This is a genomic window from Alteromonas sp. LMIT006 (assembly GCF_024300645.1).
In the GTDB taxonomy this organism is placed as follows: Bacteria; Pseudomonadota; Gammaproteobacteria; order Enterobacterales; family Alteromonadaceae; genus Opacimonas; species Opacimonas immobilis.
Genome location: NZ_CP101291.1, coordinates 815,860 through 838,773, shown reverse-complemented (window position 1 = coordinate 838,773; position 22,914 = coordinate 815,860). Strand labels below are relative to the sequence as shown.

The window sequence follows — 22,914 nt, the reverse complement described above, 5'->3', positions numbered from 1 at the left end:
ATAGAGCGTATCGAGCAAGCGCCAAATTAACGTTACATTTATTCAGAAGCTGCTAGGCTTTTCTATAACTTACTTTAAATAGCAGGCTATATAAAACGGGAACGGCAATAAGCGTTAGAATTGTCGCGAATGTGAGTCCGCCCATTATGGTCACAGCCATATCGGCAAAAAAAGCATCAAACAACAATGGAGCCATCCCCAATATAGTTGTCACGGCCGCAAGTGCTACGGGTCTGACGCGGCTTAGTGTGGCTTCAACGATGGCGCTTTTTATTGCCAATCCTTCTTCAATTTGAAGATCAATTTCTTCAATAAGTACTATGGCATTTTTAATCAGCATCCCGAATAAACTCAAAAAGCCCAGTAGCGACATAAAGCCGAATGGCATATCAGTAGACAACAAGCCCGTGACTACACCTACTACCGCCATGGGGACAACCAGCCATATAATAAGCGGTTGGCGTACGTGGCCAAACAATAACACCGAGATAATGAACATCACTAAGAAACCAGCGGGTAAACCTGCACCTAAGGCCTGTTGAGCTTCGCTAGCGCTTTCAAACTCACCACCCCATTCAAGGTTGTAGCCCGCAGGCAAATCAATATCTTCAATTAACGGGCGAATACGCGCCAGCGCTTTGCCTGCGGTTTCATGTTCGCCAGGCTCTGCTTCAACGGTTATGGTGCGCAGGCGATCTTTGCGATGAATGCGCAGCTCTTCAGTCATAAGGTCTAAGCCATGTGATACCTGGGTAAAAGGAATATACTGACGTTGCTGAGAAGACCATACTTGAGACTCGCGAATAGACTGAAGAGCCGTGTCATCGGCGTTCCCCATTTTTGCCATGATATTATAGGCATAATCACCATCTTGCACGGTGCCCAGTTTCACACCACTGCTTGCGTACTGTACGGTTTGACTAAAATCTGAATGCGAAACCCCAGCAATTCCCGCATTGTAGTTGTCGAACTGTGTGTTTATTGCAAACCCTTTCTCTCGCCAGTTATGACGAACATCAATCACCTGACCATCTTCAAATAAACGGGCTTTGGCTTCTTCTGCTAGTTGGCGTAACACTTCAGTATCTGGACCTGAGAAACGCGCTTCGAGTTTAGCGCCTGAGCCTGGACCAAATTGCATGCGCTCCATATAGAAATTGGCATCTAAATCCAAATCACTTAGCTTGCTGGTTAATGCACGTTGAATGGCAGGAATGTGCTCTAATTCGCTGGCACGGACCATAAAGAATGCATAGTTTTCATTAGCGCTTTTTGGCGCGTATGTCAGCGTAAATCTATCAGCACCTTGCCCAATAAATGTGGTTACGGCACTGACATTATCCAGCGCTAAAATACGTTTCTCTGCTTCTTTGGCAATTTGCTCTGTCGCGCGAATGTCGCGGTCTTGGGGCCCCCAATAGTGCACAAAAAATACCGGTGCATTTGATGGTGGAAAGAACCCTTGTTTGACCATACCAAAACTGCCATAGGCAACAATGGTAATAACGAGGAGTGCTGCAATGGTTACCCAACGCAGTTTCAGTGCGCCGATAAGTGTGTGTTTAAACCACTGTTGTGCAGCGGAGGGCGCATCACTTTGTGATTGCGACATGCCCTTGCGATAAAAATGTGCGCCTAATACGGGGACCAACGTTACGGCAAGTATCCAGCTGATCATCAATGAAACCAACACTACGGCAAACAATGAATAAAGGAACTCGCCGGTTGCATCGTTAGATAAACCAATGCCAGAGAAGGCGGCAATACCTATTATGGTTGCGCCTAATAACGGCCATTGTGTGCGCTTAACAATGAAGCTGGCTGCATCTTTTGCTGAGGCACCTGTTGCCATTCGCAGCATCATGCCTTCTGCTACCACTATTGCATTATCGACCAGCATACCCATGGCGATGACCATTGCCCCTAATGAAATACGCTGAAGCTGAATATCCATCAACCACATGATGAGGATGGTACCGAGTACGGTAACAAGTAATACAGTGCCTACCACAACCCCAGAGCGCCATCCCATGAATAAACACAAGGTTAATGTTACCACGGCCACAGACATCACAAGGTTATTGATAAAGCCGTCCACCGAATCATCAACTACTGAGGCTTGATCGTAAATGGGAGTCAGGGTAATACCAACTGGAAGTTGTTTGAGCAGGGCCTCCACTTTTGCATTTACTCGCTCGCCGACATCTACGATGTTCACATCCGTTAATGCTGACACACTTAGCGTAAGGGCTTCTGCACCGTTATATCGCACTAATACAGGCTGAATATCAGCAGGTTCGAGTTTTAAGGTCGCAACATCAGCAACACGCAAAGAACGGTTTGTACCAGGGATCACCAGTGATAGATTTGAAATTTCATCTAATCTGTCTGGTGCACGCTTGACAATCAAGCGCACGTTTTTTTCATCCACCTTTACGCGCCCACCATTGAATGGTCGAAGATTGTCTTGGAACAATGAGGTCAAATCTGGGAAAGAAATACCCAACCCAGCGAGTTGATATGGGTTGATGTAAGCAACAATTTGCTCTTTTTGAATACCGGTTACGTTGACCTTTGCCACACCTTCAGTGGTAAGTAAATCTCGACGAATAATTCGGGCAAACTCACGTAACTCATGGGTGTCGAAATCTGGAGCGCTGAGAGCGTAATAAAGCCCATAAACATCACCGAAGTCATCAAATACTACGGGGTCTTGAGCGCCCGTGGGCAGCGAACTGGCGGTGTCGTGAAGGCGCTTCCTCAATTCGTCCCAAATTTGAGGTAACACATCACTATCGTAAGTACTCTTTACCTCTACGGTAATTTCAGAACGCCCTGGAGAAGATATTGAAGTCACTTCTTTTAATTGGGGCATTTGTTGAATAGCGATTTCTAAACGTTCTGTGATTTCACGTTCAACTTTTTCCGCGCTAGCGCCAGGATAAGCAGTGTATATCTTAACTTGTTTGATGGTAAAAGCAGGGTCTTCAAGTCGACCAATTTTGGTCATAGCCAGCACACCACCTAGTAGCAGTATGATGACCATCAGCCAAACATTTACGGGTTTGTCGATTGAAAAGCGGGCGATATCCATGGTTTATTTTTCTCCCTTATACGGAAGCACTTTCATGTTTTCTCGCATTTGTGCTGCTCCAGCGGCAACCACCTTTTGACCAAGTGAAATTGGCCCTTCTACTACAGCAATATCCCCCTCGATATGTTTGACATCAACGCTGTGTTGTTTCACTGTTTGTAGACTGTCATCAAGTACCCAAACGGCAAAGCCATCGTTCTCATCACCGACTAGTGCTTTCACTGGCACGACTAAGCCGTCGGAATATAAACTACCTTGAAGGCTTACTTTAACCACTGCTCGAGCACCAGGAGTGAGTGGTAATTCTTTTCGAGGCTCCATGGCGAATACTACTTCGTAGGTTTGAGATACGGGGTCCGGTTGTGTGGAATGCTCAACATAAGTTACTGGGTACCACTGACTGCGGTTTGTCGCCAATGTGGCACTCGCTTGCTTAATGCCACGCCCTATGTTGGCGGTAAGTAAGCGCTCTGGCACATTGATATTAAAGTAGATTTTCGACACATCTTGCAAACGGGCGATAGCAGTCCCTGATTTTACAAAACTGTTATTTTCTACAAGACGTTGGGATACTTTCGCATCAAATGGCGCGTAAAGCCGAGTATAACTTAAGTCTTGTTCTGCGTTTTTAAGGTCAATAACAGATAATTCATAGGATGTTTTTGCCGAATCCAGTGCGCTTTGAGATACCAAATTTTGTGCGAACATTTTTTCAATTCTATCGAGTTCTCGTTTTGCTTGTTCTAATCTGGTTTTAGACTCTTCAACTCTGCGCTCAAAGGGCTTTCTTTCTATTGTGGCAAGCAGCTTGCCTTTAGTGATATCACTGCCGGTAACTAAATCGGTTTGTATTAATCGGCCAGAGACTTCAAAACTCAAATCAACAGTTTTCACAGCAGATACGACGGCAGGAAACGTAAATTCGTCAAAATTGGGAATAGGTGAGACTTCAGCAAACTTCACATGCCGCACTACCTCCGATTGTTGCTGCTGAGCTTTTTCAGGTGAGCAAGCGGTGAAAATAAAAATAGAAATAGAAAAGAGACTTAGCGCTAGAGTATGTGAGTAGTGTTTCAAGGACATAGTCGTATGCCATCCATTAGTAATATGTTGAACATAGATAACCAGTATCGTTGCATTTAAAAACAACCTACGTTGCAAACATTGTGCGCCTTATAGTATGCTAATACAAAAGTAAACTGGCGAGTGCATTATGGTTCATCTGCATTGAAAAGTAAACTGGTCGGTGTAAAAAGAAGTTTTATATGATTAAGATAGTAGACCAATGGCTGGCAATACACGAACCCTTAGCGACTTAAAACGCGAAGCGATTATTCAAGCAGCGACGCAAGCGTTTCAAGAATTTGGCGTGAAAGGTACTAGCATGGATAAGCTTGCTGAGTTGGCTAATGTGTCTAAGCGTACTGTGTATAATCACTTTTCTACGAAAGAAGATTTAGTTATGCATCTTGTCACCGAGCAGTGGCAAAGTGCCATAATGAATATCACAGCGCATTACTTACCTAACGAACCTCTCGATACACAGCTGCAAAGCATCATTCTCAAAGACATCGAGTTTATGGTAAGTGAAAGTCATCTTGATTTAGCCCGTGTAGCGATTGGCTACTTCTTTTATGAACCTGATAAACTCAAAGACGAAGTAGCGCAGTTAAAAGCTCAGGAAACGGCCATGCATCGATGGCTCAATGATGCAAAGGCTGATGGCAGATTGGCTTTTGATGATGTTAAATACGTGGTGAATGAAATAGACAGTTTGGTAAAAGGGCAGTGTTTCTGGCCACAGCTTTTTAAAATTGAAGATGCGCTAAGTGACGAGGCTAAAAAGAATATTGCCAAGAACATTGTTGCACTAATTTTGAGTCGATATGCAATAGAGAGTAAATAGCGTGTTAAACGGGGAATCTATTATCATACGTAGCTGTTTGAAGTAATGCTCAGAAGATCTGAAGGCTCAGGTGGGCTATCGCAGGCCACGTCATCGTGGTGGTGAGAGTCACATTGTTGTTCCCAACCGGTTGCAGCGTCAGTTTAATCCTACGGCGCCAGATGAAGCCTGGGTAACGGATATTACACATATCCGCACTCACGAAGGTTGGTTATATCTGGCAGTGGTCGTGGATTTGTTCTCACGCAAAGTGATTGGCTGGTCAATGCAGTCACGCATTACCAAAGACATTGTGCTGAATGCGCTGCTGATGGCTGTCTGGCGGCGTAATCCTAAACAACAAGTGATGGTGCATTCCGACCAGGGAAGCCAGTACACCAGCCATGATTGGCAAGCATTCCTCAAAGCTAATGGCCTGGAAGGTAGCATGAGCAGACGAGGAAACTGTCACGACAATGCTGTTGCTGAGAGTTTCTTCCAACTACTGAAACGTGAACGCATCAAGCGAAAAATCTACTCAACAAGAGACGATGCCAGAAGCGATATCTTTGAATACATCGAGATGTTTTATAACTGCAAAAGAAAACATGGTTCCAATAATCTGCTGTCACCAGTAGAGTATGAAAACCGTTACCAAGAAAGGCTGGGAAGTGTCTAGATTACTGGTGGCGATTCAAACAGCAGTGCTATTGGAAATTTATTCATTACAATCTCCCAATCCTAATTTACACTACAAGATATCAGCCTTAGTGTCTATAAGCCCTTTTCCTAAATTACCTTCTTGTAAATTTGAGAAGCACCTATAAACAATAGAAGTGATGTTACCCCTCCCCGCCCCCTACAAGAAAATCACTGGGTAATAAATAAATCAATGTGGTAGCCAAACTGGTAGCGTTTTGATAGTCTAGGCGATAAAAGTCGCATAAATACTGTGATTAAATGGTGGCTTGAGAGGAGAATGGTGCCTCGACCCGGGATATAACAAACACAAAAAACACTTAAAAATCAGACGTTAACGCCAATGTCCTACACCATGTGGTACAAAACATGGTACAAATGCCTTAGACATTGGAGGTGAGTTATGTCATTCAAGAAAAAGTACGTTACAGTCAAAAATGATCTGTATTACTATACACGAGGAATACCGCAACAATATCAAGCAATAGCAAATAAAACTCGGTATGTTGCTCCAATGAAACTTCATGTTTCAGCAACATCACAGCTGGATTTTGACGAGAAATATCTCGAGCTGTCCAAAGATTATGAACAGCTGATACAGTTCTGTAAAACACAAGATCCTGACGACGCAAGTCATTCACAGCTTATCGCTGCAGCCAAAAAGATACTTCGCTCTCAAAAGCTTACGCCAGGTCTTCTTAAGGACTATGAAGAGCGTGGCGAGCCACAGTTTGACGAGAATCATCAATACACCCACAGTATCTACAAATCTGCGGCAGAGAAAGCTGACGAGCTCATACCAGACATTGAGGAGGCATATCAGGCCTATCAACAAGATACTGAATCCTTCCATGACAAAGCGACTAGCCTAGCATGGCAGGCTTTACTTGATGCTTCCAAGCTAGAGCAGCAACATACTTCAGAAATACTCAAAACCTATCTAGAGGATAAAAAAGATACGCTTACGGCTAAAAGTAGACGTGACTGCATCACCAACTGGAATAGGTTTTACAAATACCTCGGTGATCACTTGTGTTCAACAGGTACTGCAGAGCTAATCAATTGGAGCCTTGATTCTTATAGAGATGAACGTCTTAAGCACACCACTGCTAAAGGAACCCCTTTGAGTAGAAACACAATTAAGAGGGAGGTGACAGACTTATTCCGCATCCTGAATTACATCAAGCGCAAGTGGAAACTGAACTGGAATCTGATTAAACCTGAGATTGTCGGTCAAGACGCAAAAACAAGATATCCACTTAATAAAACGGAACAACTTGAGCTGGTTCGCTACTGTACCGAGCAGGAAGGTCAAAACCTGCAATCATTTAGCGCATGTCTGTGTCTGTTGTATTTACAAGGCGGCGTTATGCCAAGTGAGGTGAGTTCTTTAAATGTTGAGGATGTCTTAAGTGGTTTGGCATCAGACATACCTCATATCGTGATCCCCAAGGGTAAAACGACTGCTAGAGCCAGAGTGGTTCCAATCGTCTTTGCATTAGAGTTTATCAAGCAGCACATTGAACAGACTATAGCATGGTGTCATAAGACTTCTAACGGCAATCATTACGTCTACATCAAGCGCTTCATTGCCAAAGCCCTTCCACATAGCACACACACCTTCACTGGTCATTGTTTAAGACATTCATTGGCAGCAAACGCTAATAGTTGCAATGTCGACTCTAAGAGTGTTGCGCTAATTGCTGGATGGGGAGCTGGTAAAGCTGGAGTAAGTAGACATATGTTGCATTATGGTTCTGAAAGTCTAGCTGAAAGTGATTTCATCGTCGGACTAAGAGATACAAGTAGGATTATCCATAAGCATCTACTAGATACTCCTGTGGATAATGTAGTGGAACTAAACAGTATGTTAAGAGTGATGTGAGAGGCTGTATAGCAACTTAATACTATTAGTCAATTATTGTATAAATGGGTATCAAGCACAAGAATTACCAATAGATAAATATGATCACAGTTAGCTGTATGAAGTCGTTCTAAGCGATAATAGCGCATATACTCTGCCACATCATTTCTCATATGCCCACGAGTTGTCTGTGGCACTTTCAGTAACCAATCATGTTTTAAATTGCCGAAGAACCTCTGTACAATACCATTATTCCAACAAGCTCAAACATCGCCCATACTAGCACCAATACCATTAATCAGCTAACTGTTAACGATAATTTTTGCTGGTATATTGTGACCCTTTGCCAAAGTGAAACACTTAGGCTTTTGGAGGTTGACGTAAGTTATAAGCTTGAAGCACTTTCTTATTATCCGTGTTCAGCTTATTGCTTTGTTTATGTGCGGCATTAAACATTGATGATGCGCTGTCATTAGGTCTTTTTCAATATTCCACTTATCTGCTTGGGGCGCTTTGCATTGATTTTGTCCATAGGCTTCATGTTGTCATAATCAAAATTCAGCTCGACATTGTTCTTTCATTTTAAACAACTCCACTTTTCACCATAAGGTTGCGTTTAAAAATAACTAACAACAGCAACAACCACCAGATACTCACACTACCTCCACTGTCTCCGTTAGAGCTATTACCGCCACTATTGGTATTAGTGTTGGTGTTCGTATTTGTGTTGGTATTCGTGCTGATTGGCGTGGCAATGCCAGACGGATCTTGTACTTGTCCATTCACACGTCCGTCCATGTCGTTCGGACCACCGTCTTCGATGAGCAGTTTCAAGCAATTAGCCCCAGTATTCAGACCAGACACCCATTCATTTTCTGCTAAATCAGTACAATCACCGGTTGTATTGGCACTGAACACAGCATTGTTTGCGTTGATCACAAAATCCAACCAACGAGTGCCATTATTTTTGCGGTATACTGCATTTCCCGGAAGTGATTCTGATAGCGGTATAACAAGCTCATAGCTTGCGCCGTTATCCAACCCAGATAGCATGAAATCCATAATCAACGAGTAATCAAATTGCAGATCTTCTCCTATTTGCGACTCAGTCATAACGATGCCTGTATTGCCTGCGCTCATTGCTTGCAAACCTAGCGCAAGCGTGACACCTTCCTGAGCAGTTGCAAAACCATTACCAACGGCCTGTATATTAGGTTGCCTAATTGTATCAACACTATCGGCAATGCCATCGTTATCCGAGTCCGCATCTTGCGCAGTTCGAGAGGTCGTACCATCCAATATATTGATGATGAGACTCTTTTCTACCGAGTATTGATCGTCTCGAACACCAACCAACAACTCATAAACGCCAGCATCTAAATTGATTGGGTTAAAACTTAAGTCATAGCCAGATTCTCTTACCAAGCCGTTTATCCCGCTGAAAGTCAAAGGCAGCTCAGTCATCCCATTTGGATCGTTTGCTTCCACATAGATGTACACTATGGTGGATTTATTGACTGTGCGTGACACGATGTCGTTTTGAGACACAGACATGGTAAGGGTAGGTGGTAAATTGTCTTCGCTGATCGCTAAATCAGTACTTTCAAGCGCTCTGGTCCCAGCATTCACTAAATTATCAAACGTGATTCTAAGGGTTTCATTATTATCACCCAAGCCATCGTCTAGGATTGTGAATTGAACGGTTTGTTCGGTTCCTTCTTCAATCATCACGTCACTGGTTGAAACGGTGTAATCTTCACCATTTACTGCCGTACCAGATAGGATCAGCGTACCCGTAACGGGGTATGTCAATGCTTCTGCATTCAATGTTAACCGTATATCGATGGTTTGGCCTTCGGCCACCGTTTTATCTGCACCAGCGCTGATATAGGGGATGACAGTAATCATACGCTCTGCGGTAGCACTGTTACCTGCTTTATCCGTTGCCGTATATGTTATGGTGGTGACACCAACTGGAAAGCCTCCCGAATGAGAGGAAATAACATTCATTCTTACGCCATTATCGAACGCCAAAGGCGGGGTGACGCTATTAATTTGGGTTAATTCACCCGTTGCAACAACGGTAATAGGACCGCCCAAACTTCTGAATTCAGGCGGGAACTCATCTACCGATAGATTGGTGCCATTAGCGATTTCAATCGCGTTTGATACACCATCATTATCGTTATCTGCATTGGCATCTGACGCATTTAATGGATCTAGGCCGTTTGCAATCTCGACTTCGTCACTCAGGCCGTCATCGTCATCGTCGGTATCAGCGTTGTTACCAATGCCATCGTTGTCAGTGTCTTTGGTTTCAGTTGCATCAAACGGGAAGGCATCATCCACATCAGCTGTGCCATCATTATCATCATCATGGTCAGTCGCATCTGGAATGCCGTCATTGTCAAAATCAGATAGTTTATTTCCTGTAAATGTTAAAATAATAGGCTGACTTGTGCCATTGTGATCTAATTCAGCGTTAAGATTAAACAAGCCTAAAGGCAATTCTTCTATTTTTACAGTAACAGGCGCACAAACTTCTTCTCCTCCGCTGTAATAGCTAGGTAATGCACTTAAAGAAACTCCTGCATCATGCCTCACCTCATTGATTTCAATAGGATGGGTTGATTCATTGGTAAGGCAAATTTCACCTGATTGTTCCGATGTAACATCCCCAAAATCAAACGTGGTTCTGTTTTGTGTCAGTGTTAGTGTGTCTTGGTAAATATCAATTGGAATAGTTCTAATGTATTTTGCAGGAGTTACAGGGTTAAGATACTCATAGCTACCTTCAATGCCTTCATAATTCTCGTCTAGCCCAATACTAACCAGGTATTGATCATCAATACCATTTCCTACTTTTAATGCAAAAATAGCGGCATTATCGTTTTGCGTAAATGATGGATAGGCTAAATGTCCACTTGTATCGCTAATGTTTGTTTCTGTAATAGCGGAAACACTACCTGTTCGAGTATTTAAGGCATATACGGCACTTTGATTTGTTTCGCTAAACAATGCATCAAAAATAATAATTTCACTATTAATGTTACTAAATGTTGGATTACCTACAGAGATGTTTGTGGGTAATCTTGAAAACGGGTAACTAATAAAGCCTGTCTCTATCTCCAAAATACCGATAGACCAAAACGTTTGACCATCTGGAGTTGAAGATAAATAATCAAACGCCAAGTAGCGACCGGTTGAATCAAATTCCACAACATCAACTATTTCAACTGGAAAACCACTCTCAGCTTGTGTATAAGACGGACCAGTTGGACCAACGGTGTTAATCTCAAAACTTTCCGTATCTAACAATAGAATTTGATTTTGGTTATCGCCAGTTAGACTGCTCGCCATACTTTTATATTGTCTATCAACCGATATTTTATTGAAATTAGCCGCTGCATTACTATCTAAAAAGGTGTCTTGTCCATAACCAGTCTCTGAATTGTAAAACACGTAACCAATCGATCCATCGAAAGATTTATACAGAACTGCAAGCTCAGATTCCTCTCCATTAGAAAAAACACCCGCTGCAGGCCTAGCGTTATTTGCTAAATAAGAAAGAGTCAAAACAGAATCGCTGTCATATGTGCGGTTATTTGAGTTAAACAGCTGCATGTTCAAATTATAGGTCCCAAAAAGGTAGTTATAATTTAAAAATAAGGTTGCGTTTATACTTGGTGCAAGTTGGTTTGTGCTTACCTCGTTTTTGCTGACACCTTGAGACTCGAAGCCAATTTTTTGCCCGGCTTCTACAATGGCAGACACTTCATCACTATCTGTGCCGTAACGCGTAGATGCCTGCGCTTTCATAGCCTGATAAAAGTCGATAAAACTCGCGTATCTATTTAATGAACGTAATACATCAAACGCGATCACTCCAGTTTTAGTTCTCCCAATCCTATTGTTAACATTGCCCTCAGCGACAAGGTAGAAAAAGCGATTCGGTATACCAGAGTTTCTATGTACGCTACCATTGTATACATACTGTTTAAAATGCGACGGCTGAGCAAAACCTATAACGTTATCATCACCTGGATTTTTCATGTTTCTTAAGTAACCACCGTCATAACGAGCATCCTCACCTAAAAGCCAGTTTCCGTCATCAGAAGCCAATGTGCCAAATAAATCTGCAAACGATTCATTAAGTGCTCCAGATTGGTTGGCGTATTTCAGGTTGCTAGTCGCCATAATGATTGCATGAGTCAACTCATGTCCAACAACATCTCTAGCATTTGCATAATTTAGATTTGCAGACCTCCCAAATTTAAAAATGTTAGCGTTTGCGGTTGCGTTTTCTTGACCTTCATTAACATATATATAAACCGGTCTTCCGTTCGCTGTCTCGAATTCATAATTATAATCTTTTCTAAAGAGTGTAATAAGGCTGTCGAAGTGTGACAACACGGACACCGCAGAAGGGTCCCATCCTGAAGTCAAACTATTTGAAGTAACATAATTTAGCTCTTGTTGAGGATAAAGTGCCCCCTGTAAATCAAATAAGGTGGTATAACTGTCTAGCGGAAAACGACCATCTTGCATATAGTATCGAGACCCGTCACTTGCTGCTTCAAATCGGTAAGTATTTCCTTCTAAGTCCTGCCCTTGAGCATTAACATGCAATACATGAGGCACTTCACTGACAATTTGGTGGTTTCTCGCATTAATAATGACATCATAACCTTCAGAGCCACTAGAAATAGATGCTTGATACGCAGGTATTGCTGATACTTTAGCGTCATAAATTCCATAAACAGCATTTTTCTCTAAAACATACTGCTCACCAAATTTATTTTGTAGCAATATTTCTATTTCATTATCGTTTAATGTATCGCTGTTTTTTAAGTATTCATAATTTATGTTGGGTTTAGACATAACCCCCATTGCTGAAACAACTTTCCCATTATTCAAACTTACAACGAAATCATTTTCCAAAACTGGATAATCAAATACTTTTCTCTGATAACGACTTACACAGTGACCGTTTTTTGCGCATTCTTCTTTTGTTTTAGTTAGTGTTGAATGTTCGTTTGTATCTAATAAATCGTTTAATTCATCAATAAATTGATCGGCATCACTGAATGATTGTTTATAAGAAGGGTAAATACCTGATAACTGACCAGCGTTATTGACTGTATAAGTTGTAGATTTATCTGCGCCAAATTTTTTATCTAATTCATTTAGCGCATCTAATTTCTCTTTTGGTAAACGACTTTTTTCCTCTTTCGTATTTGACCGAACTCTAACAAATGCATCTTTAAAATTTTGCTCAAGCTCTTTTATGTCTGTTTGCTTGTTATTTGAGCTGTCTAGATTATTTAAGTCTGATTTGAATTGAACTTCTGGTTCTTGATTAGGGCTACGTGAACTGTATTTTAATTGCTCCGCAGCCTTTTGCATCATTTGCTGTGCGATATAAGCCGCTTTATCTTGTTCATCATCATGTGAATACAAGGTCACTAAGAGCAATGCAGATAGTGCAATTCCCGAAATCAAACCTATTATTTTAGAAAGAGCCATAATAAATCCTTTAATTTTGCAACTTTATAGTAACAAATCACATAGAAAAATAATCTAAGCCTTTTTCTTAGTCACTTTTCACTTATATCCATAGTTTTTACATCAATATTTGCGCCAGTAGCAACAAGTTAACTCGGGAGTCGGCACATTTAGTAGCATTGTCCTTAAACCCTTATTCTCGGCTTCTATCTCTTTGAGCCGCTTCATCATCGAGGGGTCTATGCCGCAAGCTTAGAGCGCTAGCTCCAGAACCACGCGCTGTTCATGCTATGTTCGAAGCACAAGTCTCCAACAGAGACGCCATGTAAACTTTGGTTCAAAATAGTCATGACCTGACTACCTACAAACTCCCCGGAATAATCGAAAAACATAAAAAACACTAAAAACGTAGTACATTCAACAAAAGATCCTTCAGTGTTAATGAGAATGGGATATATGTTCACTTCCAAAATATATTAGTCTAGCTACTCCCAAAGTATCGGAGTCTAAAATGTCAAAAAAGAAGAGTGAATTCGCAATAAAGCGAGAAGCAAAGCAAAGGTTTTTCATCCAAGGCGCAGGCATTGGAAATGGAATTAGGTTTTATGATGTTGTTTCTGATATTGATGGTCTTACAGTTTATAATGTATATGAGTGGATGGTTGAAAGATGCTTTGAGCCTCATAGGATTGAACTTAGAACAATTCCATATACCTACTGGCATTCACTGACAAACCTTACCTTATACAGACCTGGTCGTAATCGGGTGATAAAAGAAGGTGATCATCATTTCAAGAATTCTTGGCGAGAACCAGAGATCAAACCTGAACAAGCCTCGCCGTTAAAACCTTTCCTAGATTTCATGAATTCTGCATTTGGCGAAGAAAGTGCTAAATACATAATTAAGTGGCTTGCTTGGCAGTATCAGAAACCATTAGAGAAGCCTCCAACTGCACTTTATATTTATGGCCCTCAGGGGTGTGGCAAAGGTACTCTAGCGTACATAATCCGTAAAATATTTGGTGATAGTGCTGTTAAGATTGTTGCGGATCAGAGCAAGTTTAAAAGCATGAACGTTGTTGAGTTACTTACAGCAACAATTCTAGTAATCGACGAGATAGACATAAGTATCGGAAGCGAGTTAGCAAATAAACTAAAGAGCCTTATCTCAAACGCAAAGTTGAATAGTGACTTAAAGGGTAAAGGATTTAGCAATTTTGAAATCCCAGCAAACATAATAATGCTATCGAATAACGCTCCTACACACCTAGAAAAGGATGATCGGAGGTACTACGTTAAATTTATGCAACCTAAGGACAGTTCTTACTTTGATACATTTTATGAGTACCTTGATAATGGTGGGCTAGAATCTATAGCCTATTACCTAAATAGTTCATCTTTAATTGAAGATATGGCTATCGGTGACCGTCCTCCAGAAACAGACGAAAAAAGGCTTGCGATGGGATTAGCAACTAAGGCTGACATCATTGAGGTGGAAAGCTTCCTTGAGGCAAATGAAGACAAGATTATATTTTTACCTAAGCACTTTAAGGAACTGATTGACGAAAATAGAATGACCCACATTGCAAATGAAGTCGGACTCAACGTTATCGATCTTAGGGAACTATCTATGGGTAAAAATGCTAAATTATCATGCTATTCATTAGCCCAGTGTAAAAGACTTTTAGTGAGGAAAGGATACACGCTTTTTAAGGATAACCATCATTACCAGGGGTGGGCGATAAGGCATGTAGATGCGGAAGAGTTTGATTATCAGAAAGCATCAGAAGTTTCGTATATCAAATAATAGTCACTGCAGATAAAGCAGGTGTGTGTGCCAGTTAGGCTGCATATCCTGCTTTTACATTATTAGAAATCGCATAAGCATTTGATTTTATTGGATTTTAAAGCCATTAGCCTGACCTTTTTATTGAATTTTTACGCATCTATGGCTTAAACCGCATTGTTTTCGGACAGGTTGGACGCTCTGGTACATACTCTTCTTGATATTCGCCATAATAACAAACTAGCCTGCCAGTTGCGTAGGACGCATGACTTAACTTCAACTCACCGTTGTTTGTTATAGAACGTTTGTATGTCTGCGAGTTATTAACCTTATTTTGTGCCTTACTATGCCTATTTTTCTCATAACGTACAGCGCTAATAAAGCTATCATCCTGTTTCAAGGCATCTTGTACACATGACTTAACATATCCATTCCTACCACTTGCATTTGCATCATATGTGCTAGTTGTGGTTTTGCCATATCCACCATAAGCATCAACCATTGGTGATAAATCTATTGTAGTATCTCTACACGTCACTTGATTACCCATCGATGTACAAGTAGCTGTTTTCGGAGACTTGTAATAGTTTGTAGGCTTATTTTTTGTTTGTGTTGTCGTAACCATTGCAACAGGGTAATACTGATAGGCTTCTTTACGGCATTGGCCTTCATACTTATAAGTAAATCTTTGTACAATGTTTTCTAGGTTTTTCTTGTGTTGGATGTTGTTTTGCACTCGTTTGATTGTCGATGAGCATCCGACCGTGAATAAACAAACAGATAGTACTAAAATTAGCTTTGTGTTTTTCATGTAAAACTCTCCAATCCGATTCCAGATTACAAGATGTCTTTATTGTTGTCTATGAGCCTTTTTCTTAAATTACCTTCTAGTAAATTTATGAAGCACCAATTACTGGTATAATGACTGTTACCCCTCCCCGCCCCCTGCAAGTAATTTATGTGGTACAAAATCTGGTACAAAAAGGTTGTATTTTGGTACAAAAGTACAGTAACCTAAAAACTTAGTAGGCGTGAGACTGTTGATTTTACTGATGTTTTGAGTGGCTCGAGAAAGAAAATGGTGCCTCGACCCGGGATCGAACCAGGGACACGCGGATTTTCAATCCGCTGCTCTACCAACTGAGCTATCGAGGCACAAAATGCTGTAAGCGTTGTGCTGAAACTTGCGTTTCGAGGGTGCGTATTAAAAGGCTTTTTACGGTGCAAGTCAACCTTTTTTATCCATTTATTTGTCATTTGCTGATGAAGTGAGCAAAAAGAACAAACTTAATGCTCAAGACATCTAAATATTTACTTACTTGGCGGTGTATACCCTTCAATATCTGGCTCTTTGCCTTCAAACAAATAACCAACCATTTGCTCTTCAAGGAATTTACGCGCCTCAGGCTCCATCATGTTTAACTTGTGCTCATTGATGAGCATAGTTTGTTTTTTTTGCCATTCAGCAAACGCTTCTTTTGAAATCGTGTCAAAAATACGTTTACCGATCTCACCAGGATAAAGTTGAAAATCCAATCCCGGCGCCTCTACGCCCAAGCGTGCACACTGCACCATGCGAGTCATATCTAGTCCTTAACTTTGTACTGTCATCTACTGACTATGAAAAATGTGTCCTTAAGTATTCTAATATAGTCACTGCCGGCGCACAAAGGCCAATTTGCTCAGGCTCATGCCAATCCACCCATATTTTGCCCGAATCGGGTTCGGCGACTTCAATAATACTCGATACATGCACCAATATAGGCTGAATGTTTAGATGAAAATGACTAAACGTATGGCGTATGCTCGGCAATAATTCACTCGTTTGTGCTTTCAGTCCCTCGCGTGACAAGTAATCACTACATTGGGGCTGCGCTAAACGCTTCTCAGTAAATCCATCAGGTGAATCAAACCACCACAGTCCTCCCCAAATACCAGATTCAGGTCGCTTGTGCATCAAGACCCGGCCTTTGTGTACCGGTACAAATACATGAGTGTATTTTTCGGGTTTGTCTTTTTTCGGTTTACGCGCTGGTAACTCAGTCATGCGACCTTGGGCATAAGCCAAGCAATGATCCTGTATTGGACAACGATCACAGCGTGGTTTGGAACGAGTGCAGACCGTCGCCCCCAAATCCATCATCACTTGTGTGTAAGCGGGCAAGCGCTCATTTGGCGTTAGCGATTCTGCAAATCCCCATAACTGCTCTTCGACCGCTCTTAATCCTGGCCAGCCATCCACCGCAAAAAAGCGTGCTAATACCCGTTTGACATTACCATCCAAAATCGCATGACGCTGGCCCATGCTGATCGCCAATATCGCACCAGCTGTGGATCGCCCAATCCCCGGTAACGCCAACACCTCAGCAAACGACTCAGGGAACTCACCATTGTGCTGGTCACGCACCATCTGCGCAGCCTTGTGTAAATTACGCGCCCTTGCGTAATACCCCAATCCAGTCCAATGATGCAGTACATCCTCTTGCGATGCATTGGCCAAAGCTACAACATCGGGGAAAGACTGCATAAAGCGCTCGTAATACGGAATGACTGTGGTCACTTGGGTTTGCTGCAGCATGATTTCACTGATCCACACCCGATAGGGGGTGATGTGTTGCTGCCATGGCAGGGTTTTTCGTCCGTGTTTGTCATACCAAGCTAACACGGTTTGGGCAAAGTCAAAGGCCAACGCCTCACCTCTTATTATTTTACATTCGTTGCTCTAAGCAGGATAATACGCATATATTCCGCAAAAAGCACACAAGAGATATTCAATGGGTCGTTTTCAAACACGCGAAGAAGCCGAAGCAGCCGGTGTCTACATCAGCGAAGTCAAGAGCTTCGTCAAACGCGAAGGACGTTTAACCAAGGGCCAAGGTGCGGCTTTAAAAGAGTTCTGGCCAACCATGGGTTTAGACGTCACAATGGGTATGCTGGATTTTAAATCCGTCTTTGGTAACGATAATCCTGTCGTGGTCGAAATTGGTTTCGGAATGGGTAAGTCATTGGTAGAGATGGCGAAAAACGCCCCCGAACTGAACTTCATCGGCATTGAAGTACATCGCCCTGGTGTAGGAGCTTGCTTGATGGATGCCGGTGAGTTGGGACTAACTAACCTCAGAGTGTTCGAGCATGACGCTATTGAAATATTAGCAAAATGCATTCCTGAACATTCCTTGCACAGATTACAGTTGTATTTTCCGGATCCATGGCACAAAAAACGCCATCACAAACGCCGCATTGTTCAAACCGAATTTGCACAAAATGTCCATGCTCGACTAGCCAAAGGTGGCACCTTACACATGGCAACGGATTGGGAGCCTTACGCTGAGCACATGCTTGAAGTGATGCAAGCGCAAACCAACTATCGCAATACCAGTCCGACGAGCACATATGTTGAGCGACCGGATTACCGACCCACCACTAAATTTGAAGTCCGTGGCCAAAAGCTTGGTCATGGGGTGTGGGATTTGGTGTTTGAGGCAATTTAAATGCTAGCACCACAAAGCCAAGTTATTGTGCGCAACGCTGAACTGTTTACTCATGGTAAATGGTTACTTGTCAACGCGCCAGAGCGAGCTATTTTAAGCGAGTTTCCAACTGAATACGTCAGCTGGCAACAGACTATAGATCATCATAAGCAAGGTGTAGAAAACGAAATATTTGGCGCCTATCCAGAACCTGAAGCCACTTTTGCAGAGCTCACTGGTGCTATTGTCTATATGCCAAAAAACAAAATCCAACTGCAATGTATCCTTCACAAAGTCGCCTCTTTGTTAGCATCAGGCCAACACATTGCCTTGGTTGGACATAACAAGGAAGGTATCAAAAGTGCGGATAAAGTGCTTGCGCCGTTTTGTTCCAGTGTCAATAAAGTAGACTCAGCCAAGCATTGTGCTTTACTAGTTGGCGTAGTCAAAGACGACATCTCACCATTTGCCATGCAAGATTATCTCAGCGTTCAAACCTACACATTAGGGGACCACTCGTGGCGTGTTGCGGGTTTGCCCGGCGTATTCAGTCAAGCTCGTATTGATGAAGGGTCTGAGTTTTTGTTGCGCAACTTACCTAACAAAATGTCAGGGAAAATATTAGATTTTGCCTGCGGTGCAGGCGTAATCGGCACCTATATCAAGCAAACCATGCCTAATGCGACAATGACACTATGCGACAATAGCGCTATTGCGATCGAGACGGCGCAACGGACTCTACAACTCAATAATATTCAGGCTCAGGTTATCGCTAGCAATGGTCTTGCCAAAGTCGAAGGACAGTTTCAACACATTATTTCTAATCCACCCTTCCACACAGGGGTTAAAACCGATTACGGCATTGCCGATAAGTTCATCGAACAAAGTCAGCAACACCTAGCAAAAGGTGGCGAGTTACGAATTGTTGCCAATCGTTTCTTGCCCTATCCAGACATACTTGAAGCATGTTTTGGCAATGTGCAAACGATTGCACAAAACAATAAATTCTCAGTTTATGCTAGTATAAAGCGGTAATGGAAATGGAACCCTTTAAGGTACATTATGAAAATCGCATTTGTTGTATCAGAAGTAGAAGACATCATTAAAACCGGTGGTTTAGCAGATGTGGGCAAGGCTCTGCCACTTGCGTTAAAAGCATTGGGGCATGATGTGCGCATTATCATGCCTGGTTATCGCAAGGTCATCGCAGGGCTTAACGCACCGCAAACCATCACGACTCATGTCCATGAGCACTCACAGTGTGACCTGTACACTACGGCATTAGAAGATGTTCCGGTATATTTAGTGGGCCATGACTATTTTGACCGAGATGATTTGTATGCGCAAAACAATCAGGCTTTTGCCGATAATGGCAGTCGTTTTGCGTTTTTCTCACAAGCGGTTTTGGACGTTCTACAAGCCATTGAATTTTATCCCGATGTGTTATCTTGCCACGATTGGCATACTGGTTTGACCCCGTTTTTTTTGCAACAACACAACGCCGGATGTCACGCGGCAAGTATTCCATCAGTGTTTGCGCACACTAAATCCGTGATCTCCATTCACAATGCAGCCTTTCAGGGAGTGTTTGGTTATGACCAAATCCCCCATCTAGCCCCTTTTGGCCACCAATTGCATGCACATGACCACGACGTTATTAATATGCTCAAACTGGGGATCATTTACGCTGACAAAATCACCGCAGTCTCTCCAACCTATGCTCAAGAATTACTGACTCATTTGGGCAGTCATGGTTTGGCGTTGCAGTTGCAAAATCGTGCGATGGATCTCAAAGGAATTCTTAATGGCTGTGATTATACGCAATGGGACCCGCAAACCGACCCAACGCTTCCAGCGCATTATTCTGCCGATGATTTATCTGGTAAAACTCAGTGTAAAAAATCATTACAGGAAGCGTTTGACCTACCTTTAGATCCAAACGTCCCTATGTTTGGCATGGTGTGTCGCTTAACGAAACAAAAAGGTTTCGATTATTTGATGCCGATTCTGAGTCAATTAATGCAGCACAAAATGCAACTTGTCATCGTCGGTACAGGCGATCCCTACGTATGCAAACAGCTCGCAGATTTTCATGCGGTGCATCCAACCAAATTTGCGTTTTTCGAAGGTTTTTCCCACGAATTAGCTCATTTAGTCGAAGCTGGGGCTGACTTTTTCTTGATGCCATCGGAATTTGAGCCATGTGGGTTAAATCAAATGTATTCACTTGCGTATGGCACCTTGCCAATTGTTAGAGCCGTCGGCGGGCTAAAAGACACGGTCATAGGCTTAGACCAACAACGGCATGAAGCAACGGGGTTGAGTTTTGCTGCCCCTGAACCGCAGGACTTGCTGCACACGATCAGACGTGCTTTGCTTCTATATCGTGAAGCACCAGAAGAATACAGTGCCATTCAGCAACGAGCCATGCGTGTGCGCTTTACTTGGGATGCCTCAGCCCAGCAATATGAATTACTGTTTAAGCAAATGTTAACAGAATAATCGACTTTGGTTTTAATCAAACTAAAGGTATGTTTTTTTACTTTTTTTTAAGCTAATATAACGAATATTACTATAATCTATAACATTTTTTTAAGAGACACTTACATGCAAACGCCTAATATCTTAATTGTTGAAGACGAGGTAGTGACACGCACTACGTTAAAAAGCCTCTTTGAAGCTGAAGGTTACAACGTCTATGAAGCAGAAGACGGTGAGCAAATGCATGACTTTTTCGCCAATAACAACATTAATCTTGTGATCATGGACATCAACCTTCCGGGTAAGAACGGTTTGATCCTAGCCCGTGAAGTGCGTGACCGCAAAAATGTTGGCCTTATCTTCTTAACTGGCCGTGACAATGATGTCGACCGCATCCTAGGTCTTGAGATTGGCGCTGATGATTATCTGACTAAGCCATTTAATCCTCGTGAATTAACCATTCGTGCTCGCAACTTACTCTCTCGTACCACAAATACCAGTGACGACGACGATTTGCCAAGCAAGGTTAAATTCAACGGCTGGACATTGGATGGTGATAGTCGTTGCTTAGTTTCTCCAGCTGGGAATGAGTTCCGTTTGCCACGCAGTGAATTTCGTGCCTTGCACTTATTCTTATCTAACCCGGGCAAGATTTTGACTCGTGAGCAACTCATTATGGAAATGACCGGTCGCGAATTACGCCCAAATGACCGCACAGTTGACGTAACCATTCGTCGTATTCGTAAGCACTTTGAATCAGAGCCGGGTGAGATCGAGCTCATCGTCACCATTCACGGCGAAGGTTATCGTTTCTGTGGCAGTGTTGACGCCTAATTGAATACATTGATTTCGCGACAAAGCCAATCAATGATAAAATTAAGCTAGTTTTAAAACTGGCTTTTTTTATGTCTGATACCCAAGTTAAACAAATTGATGTGATCGTTATCGGTGCCGGAGCGGCAGGCTTATTTTGTGCCGCGACCGCAGGCCAACGAGGACGTGATGTATTGGTATTAGATCACGCCAAAAAAGTCGGACGCAAGATCCTGATGTCTGGTGGCGGACGTTGTAACTTTACCAACATGTACGCATCACATGAGCAGTTTTTGTCACAAAATCAGCACTTTTGCAAATCCGCGCTCAAGCAATATACTCAATGGGATTTTATCGATTTGATCAATCGCTATCAGATCCCTTATCACGAAAAAACCCTTGGCCAACTGTTTTGTGATGACTCTGCAAAAGACATCGTTAAACTGTTATTGGATGAATGTGCGTTAGGGAACGTAACCATTCAGACCCAAACCGAGATCCTAGCAATAAATAAGCTAGATACAGGTTATCAAATCAAAACCAATCAGGGCGAATATCAATGCGAATCTTTGGTGATTGCAACCGGCGGCCTCTCAATGCCCAAGCTAGGCGCATCTCCCTTTGGCTATCAAATCGCCGAACAGTTTGGCATGAGCATGGTGCCAACTCGGGCAGCTTTAGTGCCCTTTACCTTGCAACCTGAAGATAAAGAGGTTTTAAGCATGCTCAGCGGGATCAGCGTTAATGCCTCAACTGAATGCAATAATGCCCTGTTTAACGAAAATATCTTGTTCACCCATCGCGGTTTATCGGGCCCTGCGATACTGCAAATATCTTCTTATTGGGAAGCCGGACAAACGGTGACAGTCGATTTGGCTCCCAATGCTGATTTGCACACCGTATTAACTGAAGCTCAAACATCCCAACCCAATGCTCAGCTATCTACTGTTTTGGGACCTTTTTATGCCAAACGCCTTGCCAATACCCTACTGCCCTATTTGGGTATTGATAATAAACCAATGAAACAATATCAGGGTAAACAACTTGTTGAGGTGGCGCAAAAGCTTCATGGCTGGCAGCTAAAACCAAATGGTACTGAAGGTTATCGCACCGCTGAAGTCACCATTGGCGGGGTCAATACCGATCATTTCTCATCAAAGACCATGGAGTCGAAAGAGCATAAGGGGCTGTATTTTATCGGTGAAGTGCTGGATGTGACCGGCTGGCTCGGGGGATATAACTTCCAATGGGCGTGGTCGAGTGGCTATGTGGCGGGAATGGACTGCTGATTTGTGGGAAGTATAAATAAATACATAT

14 protein-coding genes, 1 tRNA gene and 2 pseudogenes are annotated in these 22,914 nt (G+C 42.5%); 9 read left to right on the top strand and 8 right to left on the bottom strand.

Annotation, left to right across the window (positions count from 1 at the left end; translation table 11 throughout):
- Window positions 1-52: 52 nt before the first annotated feature.
- Together NLG07_RS03925 and NLG07_RS03920 are read right to left on the bottom strand one after the other, a co-directional pair.
- Window positions 53-3,094: an efflux RND transporter permease subunit gene (locus tag NLG07_RS03925; protein ID WP_116369200.1), complete on the bottom strand. Its 3,042-nt coding sequence runs from the start codon at window positions 3,092-3,094 to the stop codon at window positions 53-55.
- 3 nt (window positions 3,095-3,097) lie between these two features.
- Complete coding sequence (locus NLG07_RS03920) at window positions 3,098-4,171, bottom strand: efflux RND transporter periplasmic adaptor subunit (protein ID WP_254856798.1); 1,074 nt, start codon at window positions 4,169-4,171, stop codon at window positions 3,098-3,100.
- Window positions 4,172-4,379: 208 nt separating this feature from the next.
- Here NLG07_RS03920 and NLG07_RS03915 point away from each other — a divergent pair, with 208 nt between their 5' ends.
- The 3 genes and pseudogenes from NLG07_RS03915 to NLG07_RS03905 all read left to right on the top strand — a co-directional run bounded on the left by NLG07_RS03915 (window position 4,380) and on the right by NLG07_RS03905 (window position 7,563).
- On the top strand, window positions 4,380-5,000 hold the full coding sequence (locus NLG07_RS03915; RefSeq protein WP_136249857.1) for a TetR/AcrR family transcriptional regulator: 621 nt from the start codon (window positions 4,380-4,382) through the stop codon (window positions 4,998-5,000).
- 58 nt (window positions 5,001-5,058) lie between these two features.
- Window positions 5,059-5,658, top strand: a pseudogene (locus tag NLG07_RS03910) (IS3 family transposase); the annotation flags it as partial.
- 423 nt (window positions 5,659-6,081) lie between these two features.
- A complete protein-coding gene (locus tag NLG07_RS03905) occupies window positions 6,082-7,563 on the top strand; it encodes a hypothetical protein (protein WP_254856396.1) in 1,482 nt (493 codons plus the stop codon).
- Window positions 7,564-7,592: 29 nt separating this feature from the next.
- Here NLG07_RS03905 and NLG07_RS11900 read toward each other — a convergent pair.
- Both NLG07_RS11900 and NLG07_RS03900 read right to left on the bottom strand, forming a co-directional pair.
- A pseudogene (locus NLG07_RS11900) lies at window positions 7,593-7,790 on the bottom strand (hypothetical protein); the annotation flags it as partial.
- Window positions 7,791-8,124: 334 nt separating this feature from the next.
- Window positions 8,125-13,068 carry a M4 family metallopeptidase gene (locus NLG07_RS03900; RefSeq protein WP_254856395.1) on the bottom strand — a complete coding sequence of 1,648 codons (4,944 nt, stop codon included), beginning with the start codon at window positions 13,066-13,068 and terminating at the stop codon, window positions 8,125-8,127.
- Between the two features lie 490 nt (window positions 13,069-13,558).
- Between NLG07_RS03900 and NLG07_RS03895 the strand changes: the two genes are divergently transcribed.
- A complete protein-coding gene (locus tag NLG07_RS03895; protein WP_254856394.1) occupies window positions 13,559-14,854 on the top strand; it encodes a primase-helicase family protein in 1,296 nt (431 codons plus the stop codon).
- Window positions 14,855-14,993: 139 nt separating this feature from the next.
- Here NLG07_RS03895 and NLG07_RS03890 read toward each other — a convergent pair whose 3' ends face one another.
- The 4 genes from NLG07_RS03890 to mutY form a co-directional block, all read right to left on the bottom strand.
- Window positions 14,994-15,644 (bottom strand): hypothetical protein, encoded by a 651-nt coding sequence (locus NLG07_RS03890; protein WP_254856393.1) that lies wholly within the window; start codon window positions 15,642-15,644, stop codon window positions 14,994-14,996.
- 268 nt (window positions 15,645-15,912) lie between these two features.
- A tRNA-Phe gene (locus tag NLG07_RS03885) sits at window positions 15,913-15,988 on the bottom strand.
- Between the two features lie 156 nt (window positions 15,989-16,144).
- Window positions 16,145-16,417: an oxidative damage protection protein gene (locus tag NLG07_RS03880; protein WP_254856392.1), complete on the bottom strand. Its 273-nt coding sequence runs from the start codon at window positions 16,415-16,417 to the stop codon at window positions 16,145-16,147.
- Between the two features lie 34 nt (window positions 16,418-16,451).
- Entirely contained in the window at window positions 16,452-17,522 is a 1,071-nt protein-coding gene (mutY, locus tag NLG07_RS03875; RefSeq protein ID WP_254856391.1) for an A/G-specific adenine glycosylase, read from the bottom strand.
- Window positions 17,523-17,607: 85 nt separating this feature from the next.
- Between mutY and trmB the strand changes: the two genes are divergently transcribed.
- From trmB to NLG07_RS03850, 5 genes are all read left to right on the top strand, one after another.
- On the top strand, window positions 17,608-18,324 hold the full coding sequence (gene trmB, locus NLG07_RS03870; protein WP_254856390.1) for a tRNA (guanosine(46)-N7)-methyltransferase TrmB: 717 nt from the start codon (window positions 17,608-17,610) through the stop codon (window positions 18,322-18,324).
- Window positions 18,325-19,338, top strand: coding sequence for a 16S rRNA (guanine(1207)-N(2))-methyltransferase RsmC (gene rsmC / locus NLG07_RS03865; protein WP_254856389.1), 1,014 nt, complete (start codon window positions 18,325-18,327; stop codon window positions 19,336-19,338).
- A gap of 27 nt (window positions 19,339-19,365) precedes the next feature.
- Window positions 19,366-20,805: a glycogen synthase GlgA gene (gene glgA / locus NLG07_RS03860; RefSeq protein WP_254856388.1), complete on the top strand. Its 1,440-nt coding sequence runs from the start codon at window positions 19,366-19,368 to the stop codon at window positions 20,803-20,805.
- Window positions 20,806-20,910: 105 nt separating this feature from the next.
- Complete coding sequence (arcA, locus tag NLG07_RS03855; RefSeq protein ID WP_254856387.1) at window positions 20,911-21,618, top strand: two-component system response regulator ArcA; 708 nt, start codon at window positions 20,911-20,913, stop codon at window positions 21,616-21,618.
- Window positions 21,619-21,689: 71 nt separating this feature from the next.
- Window positions 21,690-22,886, top strand: a complete 1,197-nt coding sequence (locus NLG07_RS03850; RefSeq protein WP_254856386.1) for an NAD(P)/FAD-dependent oxidoreductase — start codon at window positions 21,690-21,692, stop codon at window positions 22,884-22,886.
- The last annotated feature ends 28 nt before the right edge of the window (window positions 22,887-22,914 follow it).

What these genes read in the sequence shown, in the direction of transcription:
- NLG07_RS03925 (WP_116369200.1), bottom strand. Translation starts at nt 3,094, where the DNA reads ATGGATATCGCCCGCTTTTCAATCGACAAACCCGTAAATGTTTGGCTG.
- NLG07_RS03915 (WP_136249857.1), top strand. Translation starts at nt 4,380, where the DNA reads ATGGCTGGCAATACACGAACCCTTAGCGACTTAAAACGCGAAGCGATT.
- NLG07_RS03905 (WP_254856396.1), top strand. Translation starts at nt 6,082, where the DNA reads ATGTCATTCAAGAAAAAGTACGTTACAGTCAAAAATGATCTGTATTAC.
- NLG07_RS03900 (WP_254856395.1), bottom strand. Translation starts at nt 13,068, where the DNA reads ATGGCTCTTTCTAAAATAATAGGTTTGATTTCGGGAATTGCACTATCT.
- NLG07_RS03895 (WP_254856394.1), top strand. Translation starts at nt 13,559, where the DNA reads ATGTCAAAAAAGAAGAGTGAATTCGCAATAAAGCGAGAAGCAAAGCAA.
- NLG07_RS03890 (WP_254856393.1), bottom strand. Translation starts at nt 15,644, where the DNA reads ATGAAAAACACAAAGCTAATTTTAGTACTATCTGTTTGTTTATTCACG.
- NLG07_RS03880 (WP_254856392.1), bottom strand. Translation starts at nt 16,417, where the DNA reads ATGACTCGCATGGTGCAGTGTGCACGCTTGGGCGTAGAGGCGCCGGGA.
- trmB (WP_254856390.1), top strand. Translation starts at nt 17,608, where the DNA reads ATGGGTCGTTTTCAAACACGCGAAGAAGCCGAAGCAGCCGGTGTCTAC.
- rsmC (WP_254856389.1), top strand. Translation starts at nt 18,325, where the DNA reads ATGCTAGCACCACAAAGCCAAGTTATTGTGCGCAACGCTGAACTGTTT.
- glgA (WP_254856388.1), top strand. Translation starts at nt 19,366, where the DNA reads ATGAAAATCGCATTTGTTGTATCAGAAGTAGAAGACATCATTAAAACC.
- arcA (WP_254856387.1), top strand. Translation starts at nt 20,911, where the DNA reads ATGCAAACGCCTAATATCTTAATTGTTGAAGACGAGGTAGTGACACGC.
- NLG07_RS03850 (WP_254856386.1), top strand. Translation starts at nt 21,690, where the DNA reads ATGTCTGATACCCAAGTTAAACAAATTGATGTGATCGTTATCGGTGCC.